The 20,675-nt window shown below is 70.6% G+C and carries 19 protein-coding genes and 2 pseudogenes; 12 read left to right on the forward strand and 9 right to left on the reverse strand.

The genetic code is table 11. From position 1 onward, the window contains the following. Positions 1-21: 21 nt before the first annotated feature. Entirely contained in the window at positions 22-765 is a 744-nt protein-coding gene (locus BKD26_RS22015) for a PadR family transcriptional regulator (protein ID WP_241518772.1), read from the reverse strand. 86 nt (positions 766-851) lie between these two features. Continuing rightward, entirely contained in the window at positions 852-1,157 is a 306-nt protein-coding gene (locus tag BKD26_RS40425) for a hypothetical protein (protein ID WP_179166639.1), read from the reverse strand. A gap of 112 nt (positions 1,158-1,269) precedes the next feature. Here BKD26_RS40425 and BKD26_RS40430 point away from each other — a divergent pair, with 112 nt between their 5' ends. Beyond that, on the forward strand, positions 1,270-1,509 hold the full coding sequence (locus BKD26_RS40430) for a hypothetical protein (protein ID WP_179166640.1): 240 nt from the start codon (positions 1,270-1,272) through the stop codon (positions 1,507-1,509). A 116-nt stretch (positions 1,510-1,625) separates the two neighbouring features. On the opposite strand, the gene BKD26_RS22025 is transcribed toward BKD26_RS40430, so the two are convergent. Then, positions 1,626-3,230, reverse strand: coding sequence for a protein kinase (locus BKD26_RS22025; protein ID WP_084900853.1), 1,605 nt, complete (start codon positions 3,228-3,230; stop codon positions 1,626-1,628). Between the two features lie 314 nt (positions 3,231-3,544). Between BKD26_RS22025 and BKD26_RS22030 the strand changes: the two genes are divergently transcribed. Next, on the forward strand, positions 3,545-5,224 hold the full coding sequence (locus BKD26_RS22030) for a protein kinase (protein WP_084900856.1): 1,680 nt from the start codon (positions 3,545-3,547) through the stop codon (positions 5,222-5,224). Between the two features lie 50 nt (positions 5,225-5,274). On the opposite strand, the gene BKD26_RS22035 is transcribed toward BKD26_RS22030, so the two are convergent. The 3 genes from BKD26_RS22035 to BKD26_RS22045 all read right to left on the reverse strand — a co-directional run bounded on the left by BKD26_RS22035 (position 5,275) and on the right by BKD26_RS22045 (position 7,502). Then, entirely contained in the window at positions 5,275-6,288 is a 1,014-nt protein-coding gene (locus tag BKD26_RS22035) for a phosphotransferase (protein WP_084900860.1), read from the reverse strand. A gap of 15 nt (positions 6,289-6,303) precedes the next feature. Then, complete coding sequence (locus BKD26_RS22040) at positions 6,304-6,735, reverse strand: pyridoxamine 5'-phosphate oxidase family protein (protein WP_084900863.1); 432 nt, start codon at positions 6,733-6,735, stop codon at positions 6,304-6,306. 104 nt (positions 6,736-6,839) lie between these two features. Next, on the reverse strand, positions 6,840-7,502 hold the full coding sequence (locus tag BKD26_RS22045; RefSeq protein ID WP_084900866.1) for a response regulator transcription factor: 663 nt from the start codon (positions 7,500-7,502) through the stop codon (positions 6,840-6,842). Positions 7,503-7,829: 327 nt separating this feature from the next. Between BKD26_RS22045 and pdhA the strand changes: the two genes are divergently transcribed. The 3 genes from pdhA to BKD26_RS22060 are packed head-to-tail and all read left to right on the forward strand — an operon-like array spanning position 7,830 to position 11,424. Then, the gene (gene pdhA, locus BKD26_RS22050; RefSeq protein WP_084900868.1) at positions 7,830-8,981 is read left to right on the forward strand and encodes a pyruvate dehydrogenase (acetyl-transferring) E1 component subunit alpha; all 1,152 of its coding nucleotides are present in this window, start codon (positions 7,830-7,832) and stop codon (positions 8,979-8,981) included. A gap of 2 nt (positions 8,982-8,983) precedes the next feature. Continuing rightward, positions 8,984-9,964, forward strand: a complete 981-nt coding sequence (locus BKD26_RS22055; RefSeq protein WP_084900871.1) for an alpha-ketoacid dehydrogenase subunit beta — start codon at positions 8,984-8,986, stop codon at positions 9,962-9,964. Positions 9,965-9,993: 29 nt separating this feature from the next. Continuing rightward, positions 9,994-11,424, forward strand: coding sequence for a dihydrolipoamide acetyltransferase family protein (locus BKD26_RS22060; protein WP_084901208.1), 1,431 nt, complete (start codon positions 9,994-9,996; stop codon positions 11,422-11,424). Positions 11,425-11,496: 72 nt separating this feature from the next. Here BKD26_RS22060 and BKD26_RS22065 read toward each other — a convergent pair whose 3' ends face one another. After that, entirely contained in the window at positions 11,497-12,423 is a 927-nt protein-coding gene (locus tag BKD26_RS22065; RefSeq protein ID WP_179166641.1) for a serine hydrolase, read from the reverse strand. Between the two features lie 264 nt (positions 12,424-12,687). On the opposite strand from BKD26_RS22065, the gene BKD26_RS22070 reads away from it, so the two are divergent. Continuing rightward, on the forward strand, positions 12,688-13,329 hold the full coding sequence (locus BKD26_RS22070) for a GntR family transcriptional regulator (protein ID WP_179166642.1): 642 nt from the start codon (positions 12,688-12,690) through the stop codon (positions 13,327-13,329). Next, entirely contained in the window at positions 13,326-14,621 is a 1,296-nt protein-coding gene (locus tag BKD26_RS22075) for an MFS transporter (RefSeq protein WP_084900877.1), read from the forward strand. Before BKD26_RS22070 ends, BKD26_RS22075 begins: the two co-directional genes overlap by 4 nt. Before the next feature lie 22 nt (positions 14,622-14,643). Here BKD26_RS22075 and BKD26_RS22080 read toward each other — a convergent pair whose 3' ends face one another. Beyond that, positions 14,644-15,468 carry a maleylpyruvate isomerase family mycothiol-dependent enzyme gene (locus tag BKD26_RS22080; RefSeq protein WP_084900880.1) on the reverse strand — a complete coding sequence of 275 codons (825 nt, stop codon included), beginning with the start codon at positions 15,466-15,468 and terminating at the stop codon, positions 14,644-14,646. Positions 15,469-15,604: 136 nt separating this feature from the next. On the opposite strand from BKD26_RS22080, the gene BKD26_RS22085 reads away from it, so the two are divergent. Continuing rightward, positions 15,605-16,402: a carbon-nitrogen family hydrolase gene (locus tag BKD26_RS22085; protein WP_084900883.1), complete on the forward strand. Its 798-nt coding sequence runs from the start codon at positions 15,605-15,607 to the stop codon at positions 16,400-16,402. Positions 16,403-16,578: 176 nt separating this feature from the next. Here the strand turns inward: BKD26_RS22085 and BKD26_RS22090 are convergent, their stop codons facing one another. Beyond that, positions 16,579-17,067: an LURP-one-related family protein gene (locus tag BKD26_RS22090; RefSeq protein WP_084900886.1), complete on the reverse strand. Its 489-nt coding sequence runs from the start codon at positions 17,065-17,067 to the stop codon at positions 16,579-16,581. A gap of 251 nt (positions 17,068-17,318) precedes the next feature. Between BKD26_RS22090 and BKD26_RS22095 the strand changes: the two genes are divergently transcribed. From BKD26_RS22095 to BKD26_RS22110, 4 genes and pseudogenes are all read left to right on the forward strand, one after another. Next, positions 17,319-18,869 carry a recombinase family protein gene (locus BKD26_RS22095; RefSeq protein WP_084900888.1) on the forward strand — a complete coding sequence of 517 codons (1,551 nt, stop codon included), beginning with the start codon at positions 17,319-17,321 and terminating at the stop codon, positions 18,867-18,869. A 411-nt stretch (positions 18,870-19,280) separates the two neighbouring features. Further along, positions 19,281-19,553: a hypothetical protein gene (locus BKD26_RS22100; RefSeq protein WP_084900890.1), complete on the forward strand. Its 273-nt coding sequence runs from the start codon at positions 19,281-19,283 to the stop codon at positions 19,551-19,553. Next, a pseudogene (locus BKD26_RS22105) lies at positions 19,534-20,051 on the forward strand (DUF6879 family protein). Before BKD26_RS22100 ends, BKD26_RS22105 begins: the two are co-directional and overlap by 20 nt. Before the next feature lie 12 nt (positions 20,052-20,063). Continuing rightward, a pseudogene (locus BKD26_RS22110) lies at positions 20,064-20,660 on the forward strand (Scr1 family TA system antitoxin-like transcriptional regulator); the annotation flags it as partial. Positions 20,661-20,675: the final 15 nt, after the last annotated feature.

Genomic DNA, 20,675 nt, shown 5'->3' on the forward strand with positions numbered 1-20,675 from the left:
TGCGGCGGCGGACGCGGCCGGTCACGTCCCCGGCCGGGACGCCGCCCGGCTCGGCTCGGGAACGTGCGGGGGTACGGCCTGGGCGGTGCCACCGGGATGTGCGGTGCCACCGGGATGTGCGGTGCCACCGGGACTGGCGGTGCCACCGGGACGTGCGGTGCCATCGGGACGTGCGGTGCCACCGGGACCGGCGGCCTGGGCGGCGGCCTGGGCGGCGGCGCCGGCGGAGAGCCGGATGAGCCGGGCCTCGCAGTGGTCGAGCCACCGCGCCTCGGCCTCCGTCCGGAAGATGAGCTGTTCCAGGACGAGCAGCCAGGCCACGTCGTCCCGCTCCCGGGACGCGCCGCTCTCCACGGCGGTGATGGCCTGCGCCTTGAGCCGGGTGTAGTCCTGCATCGCCTTGACGGTGTGGCGGCGCTGCGACTGGATCACGTTCCGGATGTCGACACCGGGCGCCCCGACCGCCATGGCCAGCTTGATGGCCAGTTCGTCACGGGCGGGGCTGGTGCGGTCGACCGGTTTCTCGAACCAGAGCCTGAGCTCCTCACGGCCCGCGTCGGTGATCGCGTAGAGCGCGTGCCCCGCCTCGTCCTCACCGCCCTGCTCGATCAGGCCGTCCCGCTCCAGCCGGCTGAGCGTCGTGTAGACCTGGCCGACGTTGAGCGGCCACGTGGACCCGGTGCGCGACTCGAACTCCGTACGGAGCTGGGAGCCGTAGCGCGGACCGCGTTCGAGAAGGGCGAGGAGGCCGTGGCGAATCGACATACCCAGTATGTATACCGAGTATGCCCACGCCGACAAGGGTCCTCAGAGGGACCTGGAACGTCCGTCTCAAGGCGGACGGGCAGCGGTCAGCGGCGCCTTATGCGCACCCCGAGGAAGCCCAGCCCGAGGCCCATCATGGCGAGCCCGACGCCCAGCGTCAGCACCGGAATCTGCCGGTCAGCGACGGTGTCGGCGGCCCGCGCGGCGGGCTCGTACGCGGCGGCGGGCGGCGAGTGCGGAGGGTCGGCGGCCGCCGGGGACTCCGTCTCAGGTACCGCCTCCTCCTGCGGTTCGTCACCCCACGGAAGGCCCGGCGCTGTTGCCGTTTTGGTACGTGAGGGGTCGGCCGAGCCGGACGGCGAGCCCGGCGACACGGCATCGGAGGGGCTCACGGACGGCGACGTGGGCCGCCCGGGCCGCTGCCGCCCCTCCCCGGCCGGCCGCCCGGCCAGGGACGGCGAGGCGGCGGCGTGCCGCGTCGGCCCGAGGACGGAACCGGGCCCGGTGCCGACCCCGGAGCCCGTACCGGAGCCCGTACCGGAGGCCGAGGGCGACGCGGAAGGAGAAGCGGTGGCGGGTGCGCCGGAGGCGTCGTCACTCGGCCGGACGATCCCCACGCCCGAGTCGGCGGCGGGCGCCGTCTCCTCCGCGTACGCCGAAGAGACCGAACCTGCGGACACGGTCAGCACCAGAACCGCGACCGCCGTCGCACACCGTGAGTCGAGTCTTGGAGCCACCGGGTGACCCCCTCCCGTGCGAACCGCCAGGAGCCGTCACTGTCCACGGCCCCACAACGCACTCAGCGTCACACGGCGGACGCGCTCCGGCATCCCGGGCGGTCCCACAGCCACCCACAGGGGTTACTCGCCCGGGTCACCCGTCGCGACGGTCAGCTCGAACGTCTGGTTGCCGGGCACCACGGCCGTCCCCTCCGTGGGGAACTGGGAGATCACCTGGTCCTCGACGTACTGCGGGTTGTCCTCTTCCTTGATCGTGTACTTCCAGCCCGCCGCCTGGAGGCAGCTCTTGACCGAGATGACGTCCTTGTAGGTGAAGCTCGGCGCCTGCACCTTCGCCGGGTCGTCGCTGTCCTCCGAGGCGTCCGTGCACTTGGTGGTCTCGATCGTCCGGTGCCGCTCCGGCGGCTTGTGGCCCGCCTCGGCCGACGCGCTCGCGCCGCCGCTCGCCTCCGGGGCCGGGTCCTCGTCGTCGCCGCCGCTCAGGGAGATCGCCGCGACGAGGCCGCCGATCGCGAGCAGGGCGACCACGATCGCGCCCACGACGACCGGCATGTTGCTCTTGCCCCCACCGCTCGACGGCGCCGGAGCCGCGGTCTGCGGGGAGATGGTGTACGGAGGCGGAGCGGGCGTCTGGTACGCCGGAGCCGGGGTCTGCTGCGGGTAGCCGTACGAAGGCGCGGGCGTCGGAGCAGGCGTCCCGTACGGCTGGTACGGCGTCTGGACGCTGTGCGGCCCCGGCGCCGGGGTGGTGTGGTCGACCGGCGGGAACACCGCCGAACCGACCCCCGCGCCGCTGCTCGCGTGCGGCGCGCCCTGCACGATCACCGGCGCGCCCGTCTGGCCCTGCCCCGCCGACAGCAGCCGCAGGCACTCGTCCCGCATGGCGGCCGCGCTCGGGAAGCGCTCGTTCGGGTTCTTCTTCAGCGCACGCGCCACCAGCGCGTCCATCGCCGGCGTGATCGACCGGTTGATGGAGGACGGCGCGACCGGCTCCTCCTGCACATGGGCGTACGCGATGGCCAGCGGCGAGTCCGCGTCGAACGGGATGCGCCCCGTCAGCAGCTGGAACAGCATGATGCCGACCGAGTACAGGTCGGAACGCGCGTCCACGCCCCGCCCCAGCGCCTGCTCGGGCGACAGGTACTGCGGCGTGCCGACGACCATGCCGGTCTGCGTCATCGACGTGACGCCCGACTGCATGGCGCGCGCGATGCCGAAGTCCATGACCTTGACCACACCGCGCTTGGTCATCATCACGTTGCCCGGCTTGATGTCGCGGTGGACCAGGCCCATCTCGTGGCTGGTCTCCAGCGCGGCCAGCACGTCGGCGGTCACCTTCAGCGCCTTGTCGGCCGGCATGGCGCCGAACTGCTGGATGTCCGCCTGGAGCACCGAGCCGAGGGGCTGGCCCTCCACGTACTCCATGACGATGTACGGCATCAGCGAGCCGCCGAGGTCGTCCTCGCCGGTGTCGAAGACCGACACGATGTTGGTGTGCTGGAGCTTGGCGACGGCCTGCGCCTCGCGGCGGAAGCGCTCGCGGAACGACTGCTCCCGCCCCAGCTCGGTGTGGAGCGTCTTGATGGCGACCTGCCGGTCCAGCGCACTGTCGTACGCCAGATAGACGGACGCCATACCGCCTTCGCCGAGCAGGTCGCGAAGCTGGTACCGGCCGCCCGCCACCGAGCCGCCCGCATAGCGGCCCTGTGCGCCGTCCTGGCTCATGTCTTGCTCCCCCGTGCGCGCGCCCGTGGCCGCGGTGATGCGGTGATCCGGTTTTACGGCCCCAGTCTGCCCCAGGGCCGGGACACGTCAAGCCGGGTGCCCGTTCCGTGACCGTACGCACAGCAAGCGTCTCGGAAGCGTTACACGCCGGGCATGGAATTTGCACAGGTGTACGGGGAACCGGTTGGATGGCCGGTCCATCTCGAACCGGCGCGGCGCGCGAAGGCTGTAGCGTGACGTGGCGTAGTACCCCTTAAGACACGGCGGCACACCGCACGCGCACAGCAAGCGGACAGAAACGACGGCGAGGACTGATGGCATCCGAATCCGAGGCAGGCGGCGGCGGAGTGCCGGAAGCCGCCGAGTGGGGCGCCGACGGACTCGTCGGAGACGGCCGCTACCGGCTGACCCATCGTCTCGGCCGCGGCGGCATGGCCGAGGTGTTCGCGGCGGAGGACGTACGGCTGGGCCGCACCGTCGCCGTGAAGCTGCTGCGCGCGGACCTCGCCGAGGACCCGGTCTCCAAGGCCCGCTTCACCCGCGAGGCGCAGTCGGTCGCCGGGCTGAACCACCACGCCATCGTGGCCGTGTACGACTCCGGCGAGGACGTCGTGGGCGGCCAGTCCGTCCCGTACATCGTGATGGAGCTGGTCGAGGGCCGCACCATCCGTGACCTGCTGATCAACGCCGAGGCGCCGCCGCCCGAGCAGGCGCTGATCATCGTCTCCGGTGTGCTCGAGGCCCTCGCCTACTCGCACCAGCACGGCATCGTGCACCGGGACATCAAGCCCGCGAACGTGATCATCACGCACAGCGGCGCCGTCAAGGTGATGGACTTCGGCATCGCGCGCGCCCTGCACGGCGCGCAGTCGACCATGACCCAGACCGGCATGGTCATGGGCACCCCCCAGTACCTTTCCCCCGAGCAGGCCCTCGGCAAGGCCGTCGACCACCGCTCGGACCTGTACGCCACGGGCTGCCTGCTGTACGAGCTGCTCGCGCTGCGGCCGCCGTTCACCGGCGAGACACCGTTGTCGGTGGTCTACCAGCACGTCCAGGACACCCCGGTGCCGCCGTCCGAGGTCTCCGACGTCGCCCCGCCGGAGCTGGACGGCCTGGCCATGCGCGCCCTCGCCAAGGACCCGGACGACCGGTTCCAGAGCGCCGAGGAGATGCGCGGGCTGGTCCAGTACGGGCTCCAGATGCTCCAGCAGCAGGGCAGCCACACCGGCACCTGGAACACCGGCCCCGTCGACATGCACGAGGGCGGCCGCACGCCGGCCGGCGGCGTCGCGGCGACCACCGCGATGGGCCACCCGATGCACGGCGACACCTCGCAGGGCCCGATGCTGCCGCCGTCGAACCCGGACGACGGCGCGTACGCGTACGACGGCGGGCAGGGCGGCAGGCGCGGTGGCCGCGGCAAGATGTGGCTGTTCGCGGCGCTCGCGCTGATCGCGATCCTGGCGGGTGTGGCGTACGCGCTCGACCAGACCAGGACGACGCCGGACGAGAAGAACAAGAAGCCGCCCGCCACCACCGCGCCGTCCAAGCCCGGTGACACCACCAGCCCCTCGCCCTCCGACAAGGAGACGGACGACCAGACACAGGACCCGGGCGGTTCGACGGGCGGCGGCGGCAGCAACGGCGGCAACTGGAACAACCAGACGCCCGACACGCCGTCGCATCCCCAGACCGACAACCCGACGCCCCCGACCGGCGCGCCGTCGACCCCCGGCACCACCGAGGGCACCGACCAGGGTGGGACGACGGACGGCACCGATCAGGGCGGGACCACGGACGGTGGCACCGACCAGGGCGGGACGACCGACGGTGGCACCGACCAGGGCGGGACGACCGACGGTGGCACCGACCAGGGCGGGACCACCGACGGCGGGACGACCGACGGTGGCACCACCGACGGCGGGACGACCGACGGTGGCACCACAGGCAGCACCGACCAGGGCGGCGCCGCCGCCGGCAGCGGCGTCTGACCCGCACGGGCAGGGGCGTCCGGCCTGCCCGACCAGGGCCCCGGGACCGCTCACCCCGCGAAGGCGTCGCACACCGCCTCGTACTCCCGCGTCCACCACACCGCCAGGGCCGACGCCGCAGGAAACTGCGGGTCGGCCCTGCCGTCGTGCAGCTGGTAGCGCCAGCGCAGTATCCAGAAGTCGTTCAGCCGCTCCCACCACACCCGGTGCACCGCCGCCGCCAGCTCGGCCGGGTCCGCCCCCGCCGCCCGCCGGTACGCGCGCGCGTACGCGCGTACCTTCGCCAGCTCCAGGCCACCGGCCGGCTGGACGAAGAAGATCGCCGCGGCCCGTACCGCCTCCTCCGCCCGTGGCTGCACGCCCAGCCGGTCCCAGTCGATGATCGCGGCGGGCTCCGCGCCCCGGTAGAGCAGGTTCAGCGGGTGGAAGTCCCCGTGCACCCAGCCGCCCGCGTCGGCGGCCAGCGGGCGCCGGTGCGCGTGCTCGGCCAGCAGCCGCCGCCGCTCCAGCAGCCGGTGCTCGGCGAGCTCGTCGAACGCGTCCCGTGGGCGGCGGGCGCGGGCCAGGGCCAGCAGTCGGTCGATGACCCGGAACGTCTCCTCCGGGTCGGCGCTGCGGTACTGGTGGCCGCTGTGGGGCTCCATGACCTGCTCCAGGCAGGTGTGCACGAGCCCGAGCAGCGCGCCGAGGCGGCGGGAGCCGACCGTCGTCAGCTGCGCGCCGGCCCGGTGGCGCCCCTCGATCCACGGGTGCAGGGCGTAGCAGCGCCCGCCGATCTCCGCGACGGTGTCGCCCTCCGCGTCGGGCAGCGGCGGGGCGACGGGTACGCCGAGGTTGTGCAGCCGCTGGGTGGCGCGGTGCTGGCGGACGATGGTGTCGCGGTCGGCGGTGGGCGCGTCCAGGTGCTGTTTCAGGAAGTAGGCGCCGTGGGTGGTGGCCAGGCGGTAACCGCGGTTGAGCAGGCCCTGGGTGACCGGTACGCAGGAGAGGGGCTCGCCCGGGTTGTCGTAGCGGCGCAGGAGCGCACTCACGGGTGGGGCGGCGGTTGCAGATGAGCGCGGCACTCACCAAATGTTAGATCACGGAGCGTGGTGAGAATGTCGCTCGGCGGAACAGTCCAGTGAGTGGACGGTGGCGAACCGCGGTTCGATCCGCAGGTACGCCGGGTCGAACGGCTCGCCGTCCATCCGGTGCGGCACCGGCCCCAGCAGCGCCAGCTCGCTCTCGGTCGGCCGGTCGACGACGTGCGCGGTGCCCGTCAGCTGCACGGACCACAACAGGTCCGCGCCGGAGCCGAAGTTGTCCGCGCCGTACGTCACGACGCCGCCGTCACAGGTCCGGTGGCAGCCCAGGCCGCGGTGCAGCAGCAGGACGACGCGGCCGTCGGCCAGGACGTGCCGGGCGGGCGCCATGAACGGCATCGCCCGCATGCTCGTCGCGACCCGGCCGTAGCGGACCCGGCCGAGCAGTTCGAAGGCGTCGGGCGCCTCGATCGCATCGGTGGAGGGCATGCCTCCACTCTCGGCGACGCCCCCCACCCCTGAAAGAGGCCGCCCGGCCCCCCGCGCCGGGACCTAAGTCCCGTGTAGGCGTACGTCAGTGCTTGGCGACTGCGTCAGTGCTGCCGCTCGGCCTGCATCCGGGCCACGTACGCCGCCGCCTGCGAGCGCCGCTCCATGCCCAGCTTCGACAGCAGGCTGGACACGTAGTTCTTGATCGTCTTCTCGGCCAGGTGCAGCCGCTCGCCGATCGCACGGTTCGTCAGCCCCTCGCCGATCAGGTCGAGGATCTTGCGCTCCTGTTCGGTCAGCGCCGCCAGCCGGTCGTCGCCCTTCGGCCCGTTGCCGTCCCGCAGTCGCTCCAGCACCCGCGCGGTGGCCACCGGATCCAGCAGCGACTTGCCGGCCGCCACGTCCCGTACCGCCGTCAGCAGCTCGTTGCCGCGGATCGCCTTCAGGACGTACCCGGACGCACCGGCCATGATCGCGTCGAAGAGGGCCTCGTCGTCCGCGAAGGAGGTGAGCATCAGGCACTTGATGGATTCGTCCCGGGCCCGGACCTCCCGGCACACCTCGACCCCGCTGCCATCGGGGAGGCGTACGTCGAGGACGGCGACGTCCGGACGGGTCGCCGGGATCCTGACCAGGGCGTCCGCCGCCGTGCCGGCCTCCCCGACGACCTCGATGTCCTCCTCGACGGAGAGCATTTCGTGGACCCCGCGCCGGACGACTTCGTGGTCGTCCAGCAGAAATACCGTGATTTTTCCGTCTTCGCGCACGGAATCAGTCTCACATACTCACTCTTCCCGTGCCCGGGGTGCGCGGGATAACGTGCCCCCTGTTCCGGCGGCTCACAAGGCTGTGACCAGTCATTTGTCCACCCCTTTGCGATTTACTTGGAAATCCAAGCAAAAACGCAGGTCAAAGGGGGTTTCGCAGTAATGCGGTGCACTGGGTAACGTGCCTATGACAGGGGGCTCGCCGGGGCACCTGTCACGCCTGTTCCCGGCCGAGGGCACCCACCCCGTGCACACGTACGGAGACAGGCGAGCCGCACTGGCCTACCCGGCAGACCCCGGGGGCCGGACAGACGGAGGAGCACGCACGTGACCGTGGAAGGCACTGCCGCGCGCAAGCCGCGACGCAGCAGTAAGCGCACCAGCGCGAGCGCGAGCGCTCACGCGAACGAGCCCCAGCTCGTACAGCTGCTGACGCCCGAGGGTGAGCGCGTCCAGCACCCGGAGTACGACATCGACCTCAGCCCCGAGGAGCTGCGCGGCCTGTACCGCGACATGGTGCTGACCCGCCGGTTCGATGCGGAGGCGACCTCCCTCCAGCGACAGGGCGAGCTGGGCCTGTGGGCCTCGCTCCTCGGCCAGGAGGCCGCCCAGATCGGCTCCGGCCGCGCCCTGCGCGACGACGACTACATCTTCCCGACCTACCGCGAACACGGAGTCGCCTGGTGCCGGGGGGTCGATCCGACCAATCTGCTCGGAATGTTCCGTGGCGTGAACCACGGTGGCTGGGACCCGGCGAGCAACAATTTCCACCTGTACACGATCGTCATCGGTGCACAGACCCTGCACGCCACCGGCTACGCCATGGGCATCGCCAAGGACGGGTCGGACAGCGCGGTCATCGCGTACTTCGGGGACGGCGCCTCCAGTCAGGGCGACGTCGCCGAATCGTTCACCTTCTCCGCGGTCTACAACGCCCCGGTCGTCTTCTTCTGCCAGAACAACCAGTGGGCCATCAGCGAGCCGACCGAGAAGCAGACCCGCGTCCCGCTGTACCAGCGCGCGCAGGGCTTCGGCTTCCCCGGCGTCCGCGTCGACGGCAACGACGTCCTCGCCTGCCTGGCCGTGACCCGCTCCGCCCTGGAGCGCGCCCGCCGCGGCGACGGCCCGACGCTCGTCGAAGCCTTCACCTACCGCATGGGCGCCCACACCACCTCCGACGACCCCACCCGCTACCGGCTCGACGACGAGCGGGCGGCGTGGGAGGCCAAGGACCCGATCCTGCGGCTGCGTATGTACCTGGAGAAGCAGGGGCTCACGGACGCGGCGTACTTCGAGGAGCTGGAGACGGAGTCGGAGACGCTCGGCAAGCGCGTCCGTGAGGCCGTTCGAGCCATGCCCGACCCCGACCACATGGCGATGTTCGACCATGTGTACGCCGACGGGCACGCGCTCGTCGACGAGGAACGCGCGCGGTTCGCGGCGTACCAGGCATCCTTCGCGGACGGGGAGGTCAAGTAACCATGGCTGTACAGAAGCTCCCGCTCGCGAAGGCGCTCAACGAGTCGCTGCGCACGGCCCTGGAGACCGACCCCAAGGTCCTCGTCATGGGCGAGGACGTCGGAAAGCTCGGCGGCGTGTTCCGCGTGACCGACGGGCTGCAGAAGGACTTCGGCGAGGACCGGGTCATCGACACCCCGCTCGCCGAGTCGGGCATCGTCGGCACGGCGATCGGGCTGGCTCTGCGCGGCTACCGGCCGGTCGTGGAGATCCAGTTCGACGGGTTCGTCTTCCCCGCGTACGACCAGATCGTCACGCAGCTCGCCAAGATGCACGCCCGCGCGCTCGGCACGATCAAGCTGCCGGTCGTCATCCGCATTCCGTACGGCGGCGGCATCGGCGCCGTCGAGCACCACAGCGAGTCGCCCGAGGCGCTGTTCGCGCACGTCGCGGGCCTCAAGGTGGTCTCGCCGTCGAACTCGTCGGACGCGTACTGGATGCTCCAGCAGGCCATCCAGAGCGACGACCCGGTGATCTTCTTCGAGCCGAAGCGGCGCTACTGGGACAAGGGCGAGGTCGACACCGAGGCCATCCCGGGCGAGCTGCACAAGGCCCGCACCGTGCGGGAGGGCTCGGACCTGACCCTCGTGGCGTACGGCCCCATGGTGAAGCTCTGCCTGGAGGTGGCCTCGGTCGCCGCCGAAGAGGGCCGGTCCGTGGAGGTCGTCGACCTGCGGTCGATGTCCCCCATCGACTTCGACGCCATCCAGACGTCGGTCGAGAAGACCCGCCGGCTGGTCGTCGTCCACGAGGCGCCGGTCTTCTACGGCTCCGGCGCCGAAATCGCCGCACGCATCACCGAGCGGTGCTTCTACCACCTGGAGGCACCGGTCCTGAGGGTGGGCGGCTACCACGCGCCGTATCCGCCGGCCCGGCTGGAAGAGGAATACCTGCCGAGCCTGGACCGGGTGCTCGACGCCGTCGACCGCTCGCTCGCGTACTGAGGAGAGCCGCTGTGATCCGCGATTTCAAGATGCCGGACGTCGGCGAGGGGCTCACCGAGGCCGAGATCCTCAAGTGGTACGTCCAGCCCGGTGACACCGTCACGGACGGTCAGGTCGTCTGCGAGGTGGAGACGGCGAAGGCGGCGGTGGAGCTGCCGATCCCGTACGACGGGGTCGTGCACGAGCTGCGCTTCCCGGAGGGGACGACGGTCGACGTCGGACAGGTGATCATCACGGTCGACGTCGCGGCGGGCGCCGCCGCCCCGGAGAGCCCTGCGGCCCCGGCCGCCGAGCCGGCCGCCGAGGCCGCCGAGCCGACGGGCCGCCAGCCGGTCCTGGTCGGCTACGGCGTCGCCGAGTCGTCCACGAAGCGCCGCCCGCGCAAGGGCACCACGGCGCCGTCGCCGGAGCAGGCGGCCGCCGCCCGGACCGCCCAGGGCGCCGTCCAGGGCGAACTGAACGGCCACGCGGCACCGGCCCCGGCGGCCCCTGCCCCGGCCCCCGCCGCCCCGGCGGGAGCTCCCGGCTCCCGGCCCCTCGCCAAGCCGCCCGTGCGGAAGCTGGCCAAGGACCTCGGGGTCGACCTGGCGACCGTGACGCCGACCGGACCGGACGGGATCATCACCCGCGAGGACGTGCACGCGGCGGTGTCCCTGGCCGCCGCCTCGGTCGCCGCGCCCGCCGCCGTACCCGTACCGCCGCAGGCGCCGCACGCCCCCCGGCCGGAGGCACCGGCACCGGAACCCGCGGCGACCGGGCTGCGCGAGACCCGCATCCCCATCAAGGGCGTACGCAAGGCCACCGCCCAGGCGATGATCGGGTCCGCCTTCACCGCGCCGCACGTCACCGAGTTCGTCACGGTCGACGTCACGCGCACGATGAAGCTCGTCGAGGAGCTCAAGTCCGACAAGGACATGGCCGGGCTCCGGGTGAACCCGCTCCTGCTCATCGCGAAGGCGCTGCTCGTCGCGATCAGGCGCAACCCGGAGATCAACGCCTCCTGGGACGAGGCCGCCCAGGAGATCGTGCTCAAGCACTACGTCAACCTGGGCATCGCGGCCGCCACGCCGCGCGGCCTGATCGTGCCGAACATCAAGGACGCGCACGACAAGACGCTGCCCGAACTGGCCGCCGCCCTCGGTGAGCTGGTGTCCACGGCCCGCGAGGGGAAGACGACCCCGGCGGCCATGCAGGGCGGCACGGTGACCATCACCAACGTGGGCGTCTTCGGCGTGGACACCGGTACGCCGATCCTCAACCCGGGCGAGTCCGCGATCCTCGCGGTCGGGGCGATCAAGCTCCAGCCGTGGGTCCACAAGGGCAAGGTGAAGCCGCGTCAGGTGACCACGCTGGCCCTGTCGTTCGACCACCGGCTGGTCGACGGGGAGCTGGGCTCCAAGGTCCTCGCGGACGTCGCCGCGATCCTGGAGCAGCCCAAGCGGCTGATCACCTGGGCCTGAGCCCGTCCCACGATGATGCGGAAGGGCCCGGACGCGACGGCGCGTCCGGGCCCTTCACCGTGTGCGTGCCGGTCAGTCGCGCTGGGCACCCGCCGGGAGGGAGCGCAGCTCCATGGTCCTGGCCGTCGTGGAGCCGAAGCCGAAGTCCAGCAGCTTGGCCGCGTCGTTGAAGCGGTCGGGGGCGTTCAGGACGACGCCCACGTACGTCTGGGTGCCGCGGGTGGCCGCGAAGACCAGGCACGGGCCGGCGGCCGTACCGGTGCCGGTCTTGACGCCGACGGCGCCGCTGTAGGAGCCGAGCAGCTTGTTGGTGTTGTACCAGGTGTACGTGCGCGTCGCGCCGGTGCTGGTGGTCGCCGGGGCCTTGTACGACGTCGCCTTGACGATCTCGCGGAAGACGGCGCTGCTGAAGGCGTGGCGGGCCATCTTCGCCAGCTCGGGCGGGGTCGTGTAGTTGTTCCCGGTCGTCGAGATGCCGTCGAACGAGTCGTAGACCGTGTTCGTCAGCCCGAGCTGCTTCGCCTTGGCGTTCATCTTGCCGACGAACGACTTGGTGCGGGCGGCGGTGGTGGTGCCGGTGCCGAAGGTGTCGGCCAGGGCGTACGCGGCGTCGCTGCCGGACGGCAGCATCATCGCTGACAGCAGCTGGCGGACGGTCAGCTTGTCACCGGTGCGCAGGTCGGCGGTGCTGGCGCCGTTGCGGGTGACGTAGTCGCGGTACTCCTGCTTGATGGTCACCTTGCGGTTGAGGTCCACGCCCGATGTGGTGAGGACCACGATCGCGGTCGTGACCTTCGTCGTGCTGGCCATCTGTCGGCGCGTGGTGTTCGCCTTGCCGTAGATGGCCTTGCCGGTCGCCTGGTCCACCATGAAGCCGCCCTTGGCGCTGATGGAGGGGATCGGCGTGGCCGCCGCGGCCGGTGCGGCGAGCGGGGAGGCGGTCAGCAGGAGACCACCCGTGAGGACAACCGTGGCGGTGCGGCGCACGGCCGTGTTCATCGATATCAAAAGAAAACGCTCCGAGTTCGAGTCTCAAGTGCGTCGAAAACGCCTCAACCTGACGGGCTGGAAAACCAGTGCCCATGAGAAGACCTCCGAACCGGCCCAAGGGATGTACGGGAATCCGGGATTCCGGAGGATGAGCGGTACGTGTGACACGGGCCACGTGACGTGGGACACAGGGGGCCCCTGGGGCCTGTGAGTTCCGTCCTACATCCCCGCAGGCGGCCCATGATGCACCCCTCTTGTATCTATGCTGTGTGCATGCCTTCCGCCCCTCCCGCAGCCGACCGTGTCTACACCCATGTCAAGCAAGCCGTCCTCGACCGCCGTTACCAGGGCGGGACGCTCCTCACCGAAGGGGAGCTCGCCGAGGCCGTCGGGGTGTCCCGTACGCCCGTACGCGAAGCGCTGCTCAAGCTGGAGATGGAAGGGCTGCTGAAGCTCTACCCCAAGAAGGGCGCCCTGGTCCTCGCCGTCTCCGCGCAGGAGATCGCCGACGTCGTCGAAACCCGGCTCCTCGTCGAGGAGTTCGCCGTACGCAAGGCGATCCCCGCCCCGGCGCCACTGCTGCAGCGGCTGGAAGAGCTGCTGGACGAGCAGCGGCGGCACGCCGAGGAGGGCGACCTGGCCGCCGTCGCCGTCACCGACCGGACCTTCCACGCCGAGATCGTCCGCCACGCCGGCAACGAGATCCTCTCCCGCCTCTACGACCAGATGCGGGACCGGCAACTGCGCATGGGCGTCGCCGTGATGGAGGCTCACCCCGACCGCGTCGCCAAGAACATCGCCGAGCACGCCGAGATCCTCGACGCCCTCCGCGCCGGCGACGCCGAGGGCGCCGCCCGGTGCGTGCACCGCCACGTCAGCCGCGTCAAGGTCCTGGTCAGGGGTGAGGACCGGTGAGCCACGTCGCCCTCCCGTCCGATCCCCCCGGCGGCCGCCGCGCCGCCCTCGTCTGGGGCGTCGGCGTCTGCGTCTACCTCGTCGCCGTCATCTTCCGTACGTCCCTGGGCGTCGCCGGCCTCGACGCCGCCGACCGCTTCGGCGTCAACGCCTCCGCCCTGTCCACCTTCTCCATACTCCAGCTGCTGGTCTACGCCGGCATGCAGATACCCGTCGGCCTGATGGTCGACCGGCTCGGCACCAAGAAGGTCCTCACCCTGGGTGTGGTGCTGTTCACGCTCGGCCAGCTCGGCTTCGCGCTCTCCCCCTCGTACGGCATGGCGCTGGCCTCCCGCGCGCTGCTCGGCTGCGGCGACGCGATGACGTTCATCTCCGTGCTGCGGCTCGGCACCCGCTGGTTCCCGGCCCGGCGCGGGCCACTGATCGCGCAGGTCGCGGGGCTCTTCGGAGTCGTCGGGAACCTCGTCTCGACGATCGTGATCGCGCGGACCCTGGACGGGCTCGGCTGGACGGCGACGTTCGCGGGCAGCTCGCTGGCCGGCGTGGTCGTCCTCGTGCTGCTGGTGCTGTTCCTGAAGGACCACCCCGAGGGGTACGAGCCGGAGCCCGCGCCCCACGCGGGCGTGGCGTACGTCCGCCGCCAGATCGCCCAGTCCTGGCGCGAGCCCGGTACCCGGCTCGGCATGTGGGTGCACTTCACCACCCAGTTCCCGGCGATGGTGTTCCTGCTGCTGTGGGGGCTGCCCTTCCTCGTCGAGGACCAGGGCCTGTCCCGGGGAGCGGCCGGCGACATGCTGACCCTGACGGTGCTCTCCAACATGGTCTTCGGCATGACCTACGGCCAGATCATCGCCCGGCACCACGGGGCCCGGGTGCCGCTCGCGCTCGGTACGGTCGCGGCCACCGCCGTCGTGTGGGCGGCCACCCTCGCCCACCCGGGCGAGCACGCCCCGATGTGGCTGCTGGCCACCCTGTGCGTGGTCCTCGGCGCCTGCGGGCCCGCCTCGATGATCGGCTTCGACTTCGCCCGGCCGGCGAACCCGCCGGAGCGGCAGGGCACGGCGTCCGGCATCGTCAACATGGGCGGCTTCACCGCCTCCATCACCACTCTGCTCGCCGTCGGCGTGCTGCTGGACGCCACCGGCGACGACTACCGGATCGCCTTCTCGTCCGTCTTCCTGCTGCAGGCCCTGGGAGTCGCGCAGATCCTGCGCCTGAGGGCGCGCACGGCCCGGCGGGAACGGGACCGGCTGGTGGCGAGCCGGGTGGAGGCCGTGCACGTACCCGTGTGACGCCACGAAGTGACCGCTGACGCTACGGCGTCACCGCGAAGTTGCGGAGGATCGCGTCCGCCAGCTCCGTGTCACCCTCGACCTTGACCCGGTCGGCGACGGCCGCCGACCGCACCCGCCCGCAGGCGAGGCGTACGTACGTCTCCCAGTCCATCGCGATCGTCACGGCGGGGCCGAGCGAGGGCGCGCCGTCGACGGAGCCGCGGCCGGCGGCGTCGACCCGTACCGTCCGCAGGAACTCCACCGGGCCGTGGACGTCGAAGACGACCGCGCTGTTCGGCGGGGCGCCCGCGTCCTTGGCGACCACCTTCGGCAGGACGGTCAGGAAGTTGTCGCGCGCGACGTACGCGCCGGGGGAGTCGAGGTTGCCCGGCTTGCCCAGCGCGGTGCGCAGGTCCTGCTCGTGGCACCAGACGTCGAAGGCCCGCATCCGGTAGGCCAGTTCGAGGGACTGCTCGGCGCCCAGCGGCGCGCGGATCAGGGTGTCGGGGGAGCGGTTCTCGTTGCGCAGCTGGCGGGCGCGGCGGATGAGGGTGTACTCCAGCTCGGCGGTCATCTCCGGCCCGGTGTGGTGCCGGCGCACATCGACCTGCATCTCCATGTAGCGCGCGAAGTCACTGCGTACGTGGTAGAGGTCGCGCGGCAGCGAGTGGATGGGGCGCGGGTCGCCGAGCATCTCGCACTCCATGCCGATGATGTGCGACACGATGTCGCGCACCGACCAGCCGGGGCAGGGCGTGGCTCGATTCCACTCGCCTTCGACGAGTGGCTGCACCAGCTCGGATATCGCTTCGATGGAGTGGGTCCAGGCGTCGGCGTAGGGCTGGAGGCTGGGATGGACGGTCACGGGACCCCTCGGGCGGTTCGTACGCGGGCTGGGTGCTGTGGCAGCTAAGTTACGCTGCGATCAGGCACCCCGGCAGTGCTTTCGTGTGACGATCGTAGGCCCGTGTTGACGGCTCGAATGCCAGGACGGTGGTAGTGTGCGCGCCTCGCTGATCCAGATCGCAGTAGACCCGGACGAATCCCCCAATTCCCGTCGTGCTCGTGTCACTTCCCTGGTGGCCGGACAGCGTGGGGTGGCGGACCTGGTGATCCTCCCCGAGCTGTGGCCGGTGGGAGCCTTCGCGTACGAGTCGTTCGAGGCGGAGGCCGAGCCGCTGACCGGCCCGACGCACGAGGCGATGGCGAAGGCCGCCGCCGAAGCGGGTGTCTGGCTGCACGCCGGCTCCATCGTGGAACGCGCCCCCGACGGCGCCCTGTACAACACCGCCCTGGTCTTCTCCCCGTCCGGCGACCTCGTCGCCTCGTACCGCAAGATCCACCGCTTCGGCTTCGACAAGGGCGAGGCCACGATGATGGCGGCCGGCGACGAGCTGGTCACCGTCCCGCTGCCCGGCCTCCCCCTGGGCGTCGCCACCTGCTACGACCTCCGCTTCCCGGAACTCTTCCGCGGCCTGGTCGACGCCGGCGCCCTCGCCTTCGCCATCCCGGCCGGCTGGCCCGCCCGCCGCCGCGACCACTGGACCCTGCTGGCCCGCGCCCGCGCGGTCGAGAACCAGGCCTACGTCCTCGCCTGCTCCACCGCCGGCACCCACGCGGGCGTCCCCCAGGCCGGCCACAGCCTCGTCGTCGACCCCTGGGGCGAGGTCCTCGCGGAGGCGGGCGAGGCGGAGGAGACCCTCACGGTGGACCTCGACCCGGCGAAGGTCACCACCACCCGCACCCAATTCCCCGCCCTCAAGGACCGCGTCCTCGGCACCCCGCCGCCCCGCCTCTGACCTCCCGGCCGGGCGCGCGTCCGGGCCCCCGCCCAGGGCTCACCCGCCCGGCGCTCGAGCACGGCCCTTCCCGGCCGGGCGCCCAGCCGGACGGCGCCCGGCCCGGTGCCCGGCGCGGGATGCCCGGGCGGGGCACCCGGCCGACGGTGCCGGGCGGGACAGGGCGTACCGGCCGGTCAGTCCTTCTCCGCCATCCGGACCACGCACACCGCCACCGAGATCAGCAGCGCCGCGTCCACGCCCGTGTCCTCCCGTACGACATCGACGGTGTACGTGTCGCGCACCCGCAGCCACTTGCGCGAGATGCGCGCCAGCACCTCCCCGTCCCGCTCGACGCCGAACTCCCGGTCCAGGATCCGGCCGCTCACGTCCAGTCCGGGCCCCTCGGCCAAGGACACGTGGTAGTGGTTGCGCAGCAGTGACAGCCGCTTGCGCCGCACCGTGGCGAGGGTCTCCCCGTCCCGCTCGACGGTCATCGCCCCGCGCAGGCTCAGTACCTTGCCCCGCAACGTCACCAGCACCCGCCCCGCCGGATCCTTCAGCTCAAGCGTGTCGCGCAGCCGCAGCGCCTTCCCGTCGACGAGGAACGCCTGCCGGCCGTCCTCGTCCTCGATCCAGTAGTCGTCGCCGATGGCGAAGATCTTGTCGCGTACCAGGTATCTCATGGGGGATGGGTACCCCGGGCGGGGTACCTCAGGACCCCCGTACCCGGATGGCACCCTTGAATCATGAACGATGCCGCTTCCGCGCCCCGGTCCGCCCGTCCCCGTGTCCGTGCCCCCGAGCTGATCGGCAAGGGGGCTGGCTCAACACGGGGGGCGAGCAGCTCACCCTCGCCGGCCTCCGAGGGCACATCGTCGTTCTCGACTTCTGCAAATAGACAACAGAGCACCGAACTCTTCGCCACAGGAAGTGTGTGCACCAAGACACGATCTGTGATCTCTACCTTCGCCTGTCCCTCGACCGGGACGGCAAGACCGCAATCGAACGGCAGGAAGCCGACTGCCGTGCCTGGGCCGAACGCAACGGACTGACCGTCCGCAAGGTCCACATAGACAGAGGGCGCTCCGGTTACAAGACCGTTGAGCGCAAAGGCTTCGACGCCGCGCTGGCGGCCGTCACGGCGGGCGTCGTCGGCACGCTGATCGTCTGGAAACTGGACCGCCTCTCCCGCAAGGGCATCGGCCAGGTGGGCAAGGTGCTGGACGACGTCGAGAAGGCCGGCGGCCGTCTCGTCTCAGTCGTGGACGGCCTCGACACCTCGAACGACTCGGCGCGCATGGTCGTCGCGATGCTCGCTGAGCTCGCCCGGTCCGAGTCGAAGAATCTCGGCACGCGTGTCGGGCACGCGAAGCGCTACCTCCGCAGCAAGGGGCAGTGGATCGGCGGACAGCCTCCGTACGGGCTGCTCATCGACCCGAAGACCAAGAAGCTCGTTCACGACCCGGAGCACGCTGTCTACGCCCGCCTGATCGCGGATGAAGCGCTTGCCGGGACATCGTTGGTCAAGATCGCCCGACTCCTCAACGAGTACGAGATCCTCTCGCCCAGGGGCGGGCAGTGGAACGCGGCCAGCATCATGCAGCTCCTGCGTTCCCCTGCGTTCGCCGGCCTGATGCCGGAGACCGAGACCGTCGAGACGGATGACGGTGAGCGGAAGTACACGGGCAGGGTCTTCCCGTACCGCGATCCCGAGACGCTGGACACTGTCGAGATCGGCGAGGGGATCATCACGGTCGGAGAGCGTGAACAGATCATCCGCACCCTGGAATCCAGAACGTTCGTGCACGCAGGAAAGCGGCGGCCGAAGCCCGAGGGGACGGCGCTGCTCACAGGACTCGTCTACTGCGCGGTTCCTGGCTGCGGTCGCCGGATGCACCGTGTGGGCGGCAGCTATCAGTGCATGGCTCGCCGCGCGGGCAACCAGTGCACCGGAGCGTCAGCGCTGGCTGAGGCGGTTGACCAGCACGTGACGGAACAGTTCCTCACCAAGCTACCGGCGCTCGAACCGGATGATCCGCTGCTTGTCGCAATCGCGGATCGCTGGGTGCACCGCGTGGATCCGGAGACCTTCGCGAAACGTGATGCGCTTACTGCCGAGATCCAGGATGAGGAAGCCCGCTTGGCCGACCTGGAAGACGCTCGCTATGTGCGTGGCGAGTTCAGTGGTGCCGCAGCCGTGGAACGCTACAACCGGCTTTCAGAGCGGCTGAGGGGGCGCATCGAGGGGCTTCGCACCGATCTCCGCAAGCTCCCCATGCCGTCCGTGGACGTGTCACCGATGCTCGACGGCCTCACCCTGCGTGAGGCGTGGGCTGATGCGACCAACGAAGACCGGCGCGGTCGATTGTCGCTCGCCATAGACCGGGTTGAGGTGAGCAAGGGAGTGCGCGGCCAGAGGATCATCCCCGAGCAACGCATCCAGATCCATTGGGCGAAGCTGGCGGGCACGGACACCGCCACCTGAGCACCCGGCAAGCGTTCCGGCTGGCAGCGGACAGGCGTGACGAAGTGACGGAATGACGCTCTCGTTCGGTTACCTCTTAATAGAAGTGTTTTTGTTTCCATGGGTGGATCAGAAGTAATCGTCATTCCGTCACTTCGTCACCTGAGACGTGCAAGGTTCAGGCGAATCCCTCCTGGCGGCCCCGGCCCCAGCTCCGAAGGCACGTCCTGGGTGCAGCTTCGTTTTTTGGGCAGCCGTACCGCTCTGACCTCAATGAATCCACCCCACAGAGGGTGAGAATGTGCCTGCCGACATACCTCAAAGCGCGTTGAACACCCTCAATGTCCCTGCCTGACGGCCCTTTTGCGCCGGTTGGCCGCGGGGGTGAGGCTCGTGCACGCTGATGCAACCGCCTCGACACCGGGAGCGATCGTGACACTCAGGTTTCTCGGCATCGTCCCGAACACGCCGACCGACGAGTCCCCGACGATCTGGCTTGATGAAGAGACCGGTGACCTGCTGATTCAGTCGTACAAGGCGACTGAGGAAGAGGTGAAGGCGTGTCAGGAGGTGGGCTCGATCCCCGGACACTCCACGGATGTGCCGGACCACGAGACCATCATCAGGCTTCCGGCGGTGATGCTGAAGTTCATCCCGCGCCCGGACGACAACGGAGAGGCAGGAAGTGCAGCCACCCGCGCGTAACGCACTGGTCCAGGCCCGGCACTCGGCGGTGCATCTTGAGCTGCGAGACAGCTACATGCGCGACGATCCGGAGTTCATCGCGTGGCAGCAGGGAAAGCGCCTTGACCCCGCCGACCGGCCGTCGTGGTGGGGTGGCTGGCACGACGCGGTGAGCGCTGCTACGGCGCGCGGAGTGGTGGTCCGCCGGGCCCGGATCGTGTCCGAGCCGATCAGCGACTACGTGCGCTACGAGTACGACTGCACGTTCACGAACCTCGCGGCGGGTGAACTGGTCCGGTGGCTGCCCCGGCGGCAGACGACGGATCTCGCCTTGCCAGGTACGGACTTCTGGGTCTTCGACGGCGTGCAAGCCTCTTCCACCATTTCACGGGGGACGGGCAGTTGGACGAGGACGGGCGGGAGTACACCGACGACCCCGCGCGAGTCGGCCTGTGCGTCGCAGCCTTCGAAGCCGTGTGGCAACGGGCCGTTCCGCACGAGGAGTACAAGCCGCGCTGACCGGTCACGACCATGGCTGTCTCTCCGTCTTCGAGCGCCCAGCAAGCCCGGCAGGCTCTGGCGAATCGACTCGCTGAGCTCTGCCGGGATGCCGGGCTGACCGGGCGCGAGATCGCCCGCCTGTGTGGCTGGCACCCGTCGAAGTCGTCCCGGATCATGAATGCCCGTACGCCCCCGTCTGCTGACGACATCCGGGCGTGGTGCCGGGCGTGCGCTGCCGAGGGGCAGACAGACGATCTGATCGCCTCCCTGCGGACCGTTGAAGACATGTGGATCGGCTGGCGGCGCATGGAGCGCGCCGGCCTCAAGCAAGCCCAGGAAGCCCGACTCCCGCTCTTCGAGCGCACCCGCCGGTTCCGCGCCTACTCCTCGTGGTTCATCCCGGGCCTGATTCAGACCTACGGCTACACCGAAGCCGTCTTGCGCGCCGTGCGGCGAAGGCGTGTGGAGGTCGACGACGTAGCCGACGCCGTAGCTGTGCGCATGGAGCGCCAACGCGTGCTCTACGAGGGTGACCGGCGGTTCGCGCTGCTGGTTGAGGAATCCGTCTTGCGGAACGGGATCGGTGGGCCGGACGTGCAGGAGGAACAGCTCCTCCATCTGCGTTCTCGGGCGGATGGCAAG

It is taken from the genome of Streptomyces sp. CB03238, from assembly GCF_002099185.1.
GTDB lineage: Bacteria > Actinomycetota > Actinomycetes > Streptomycetales > Streptomycetaceae > Streptomyces.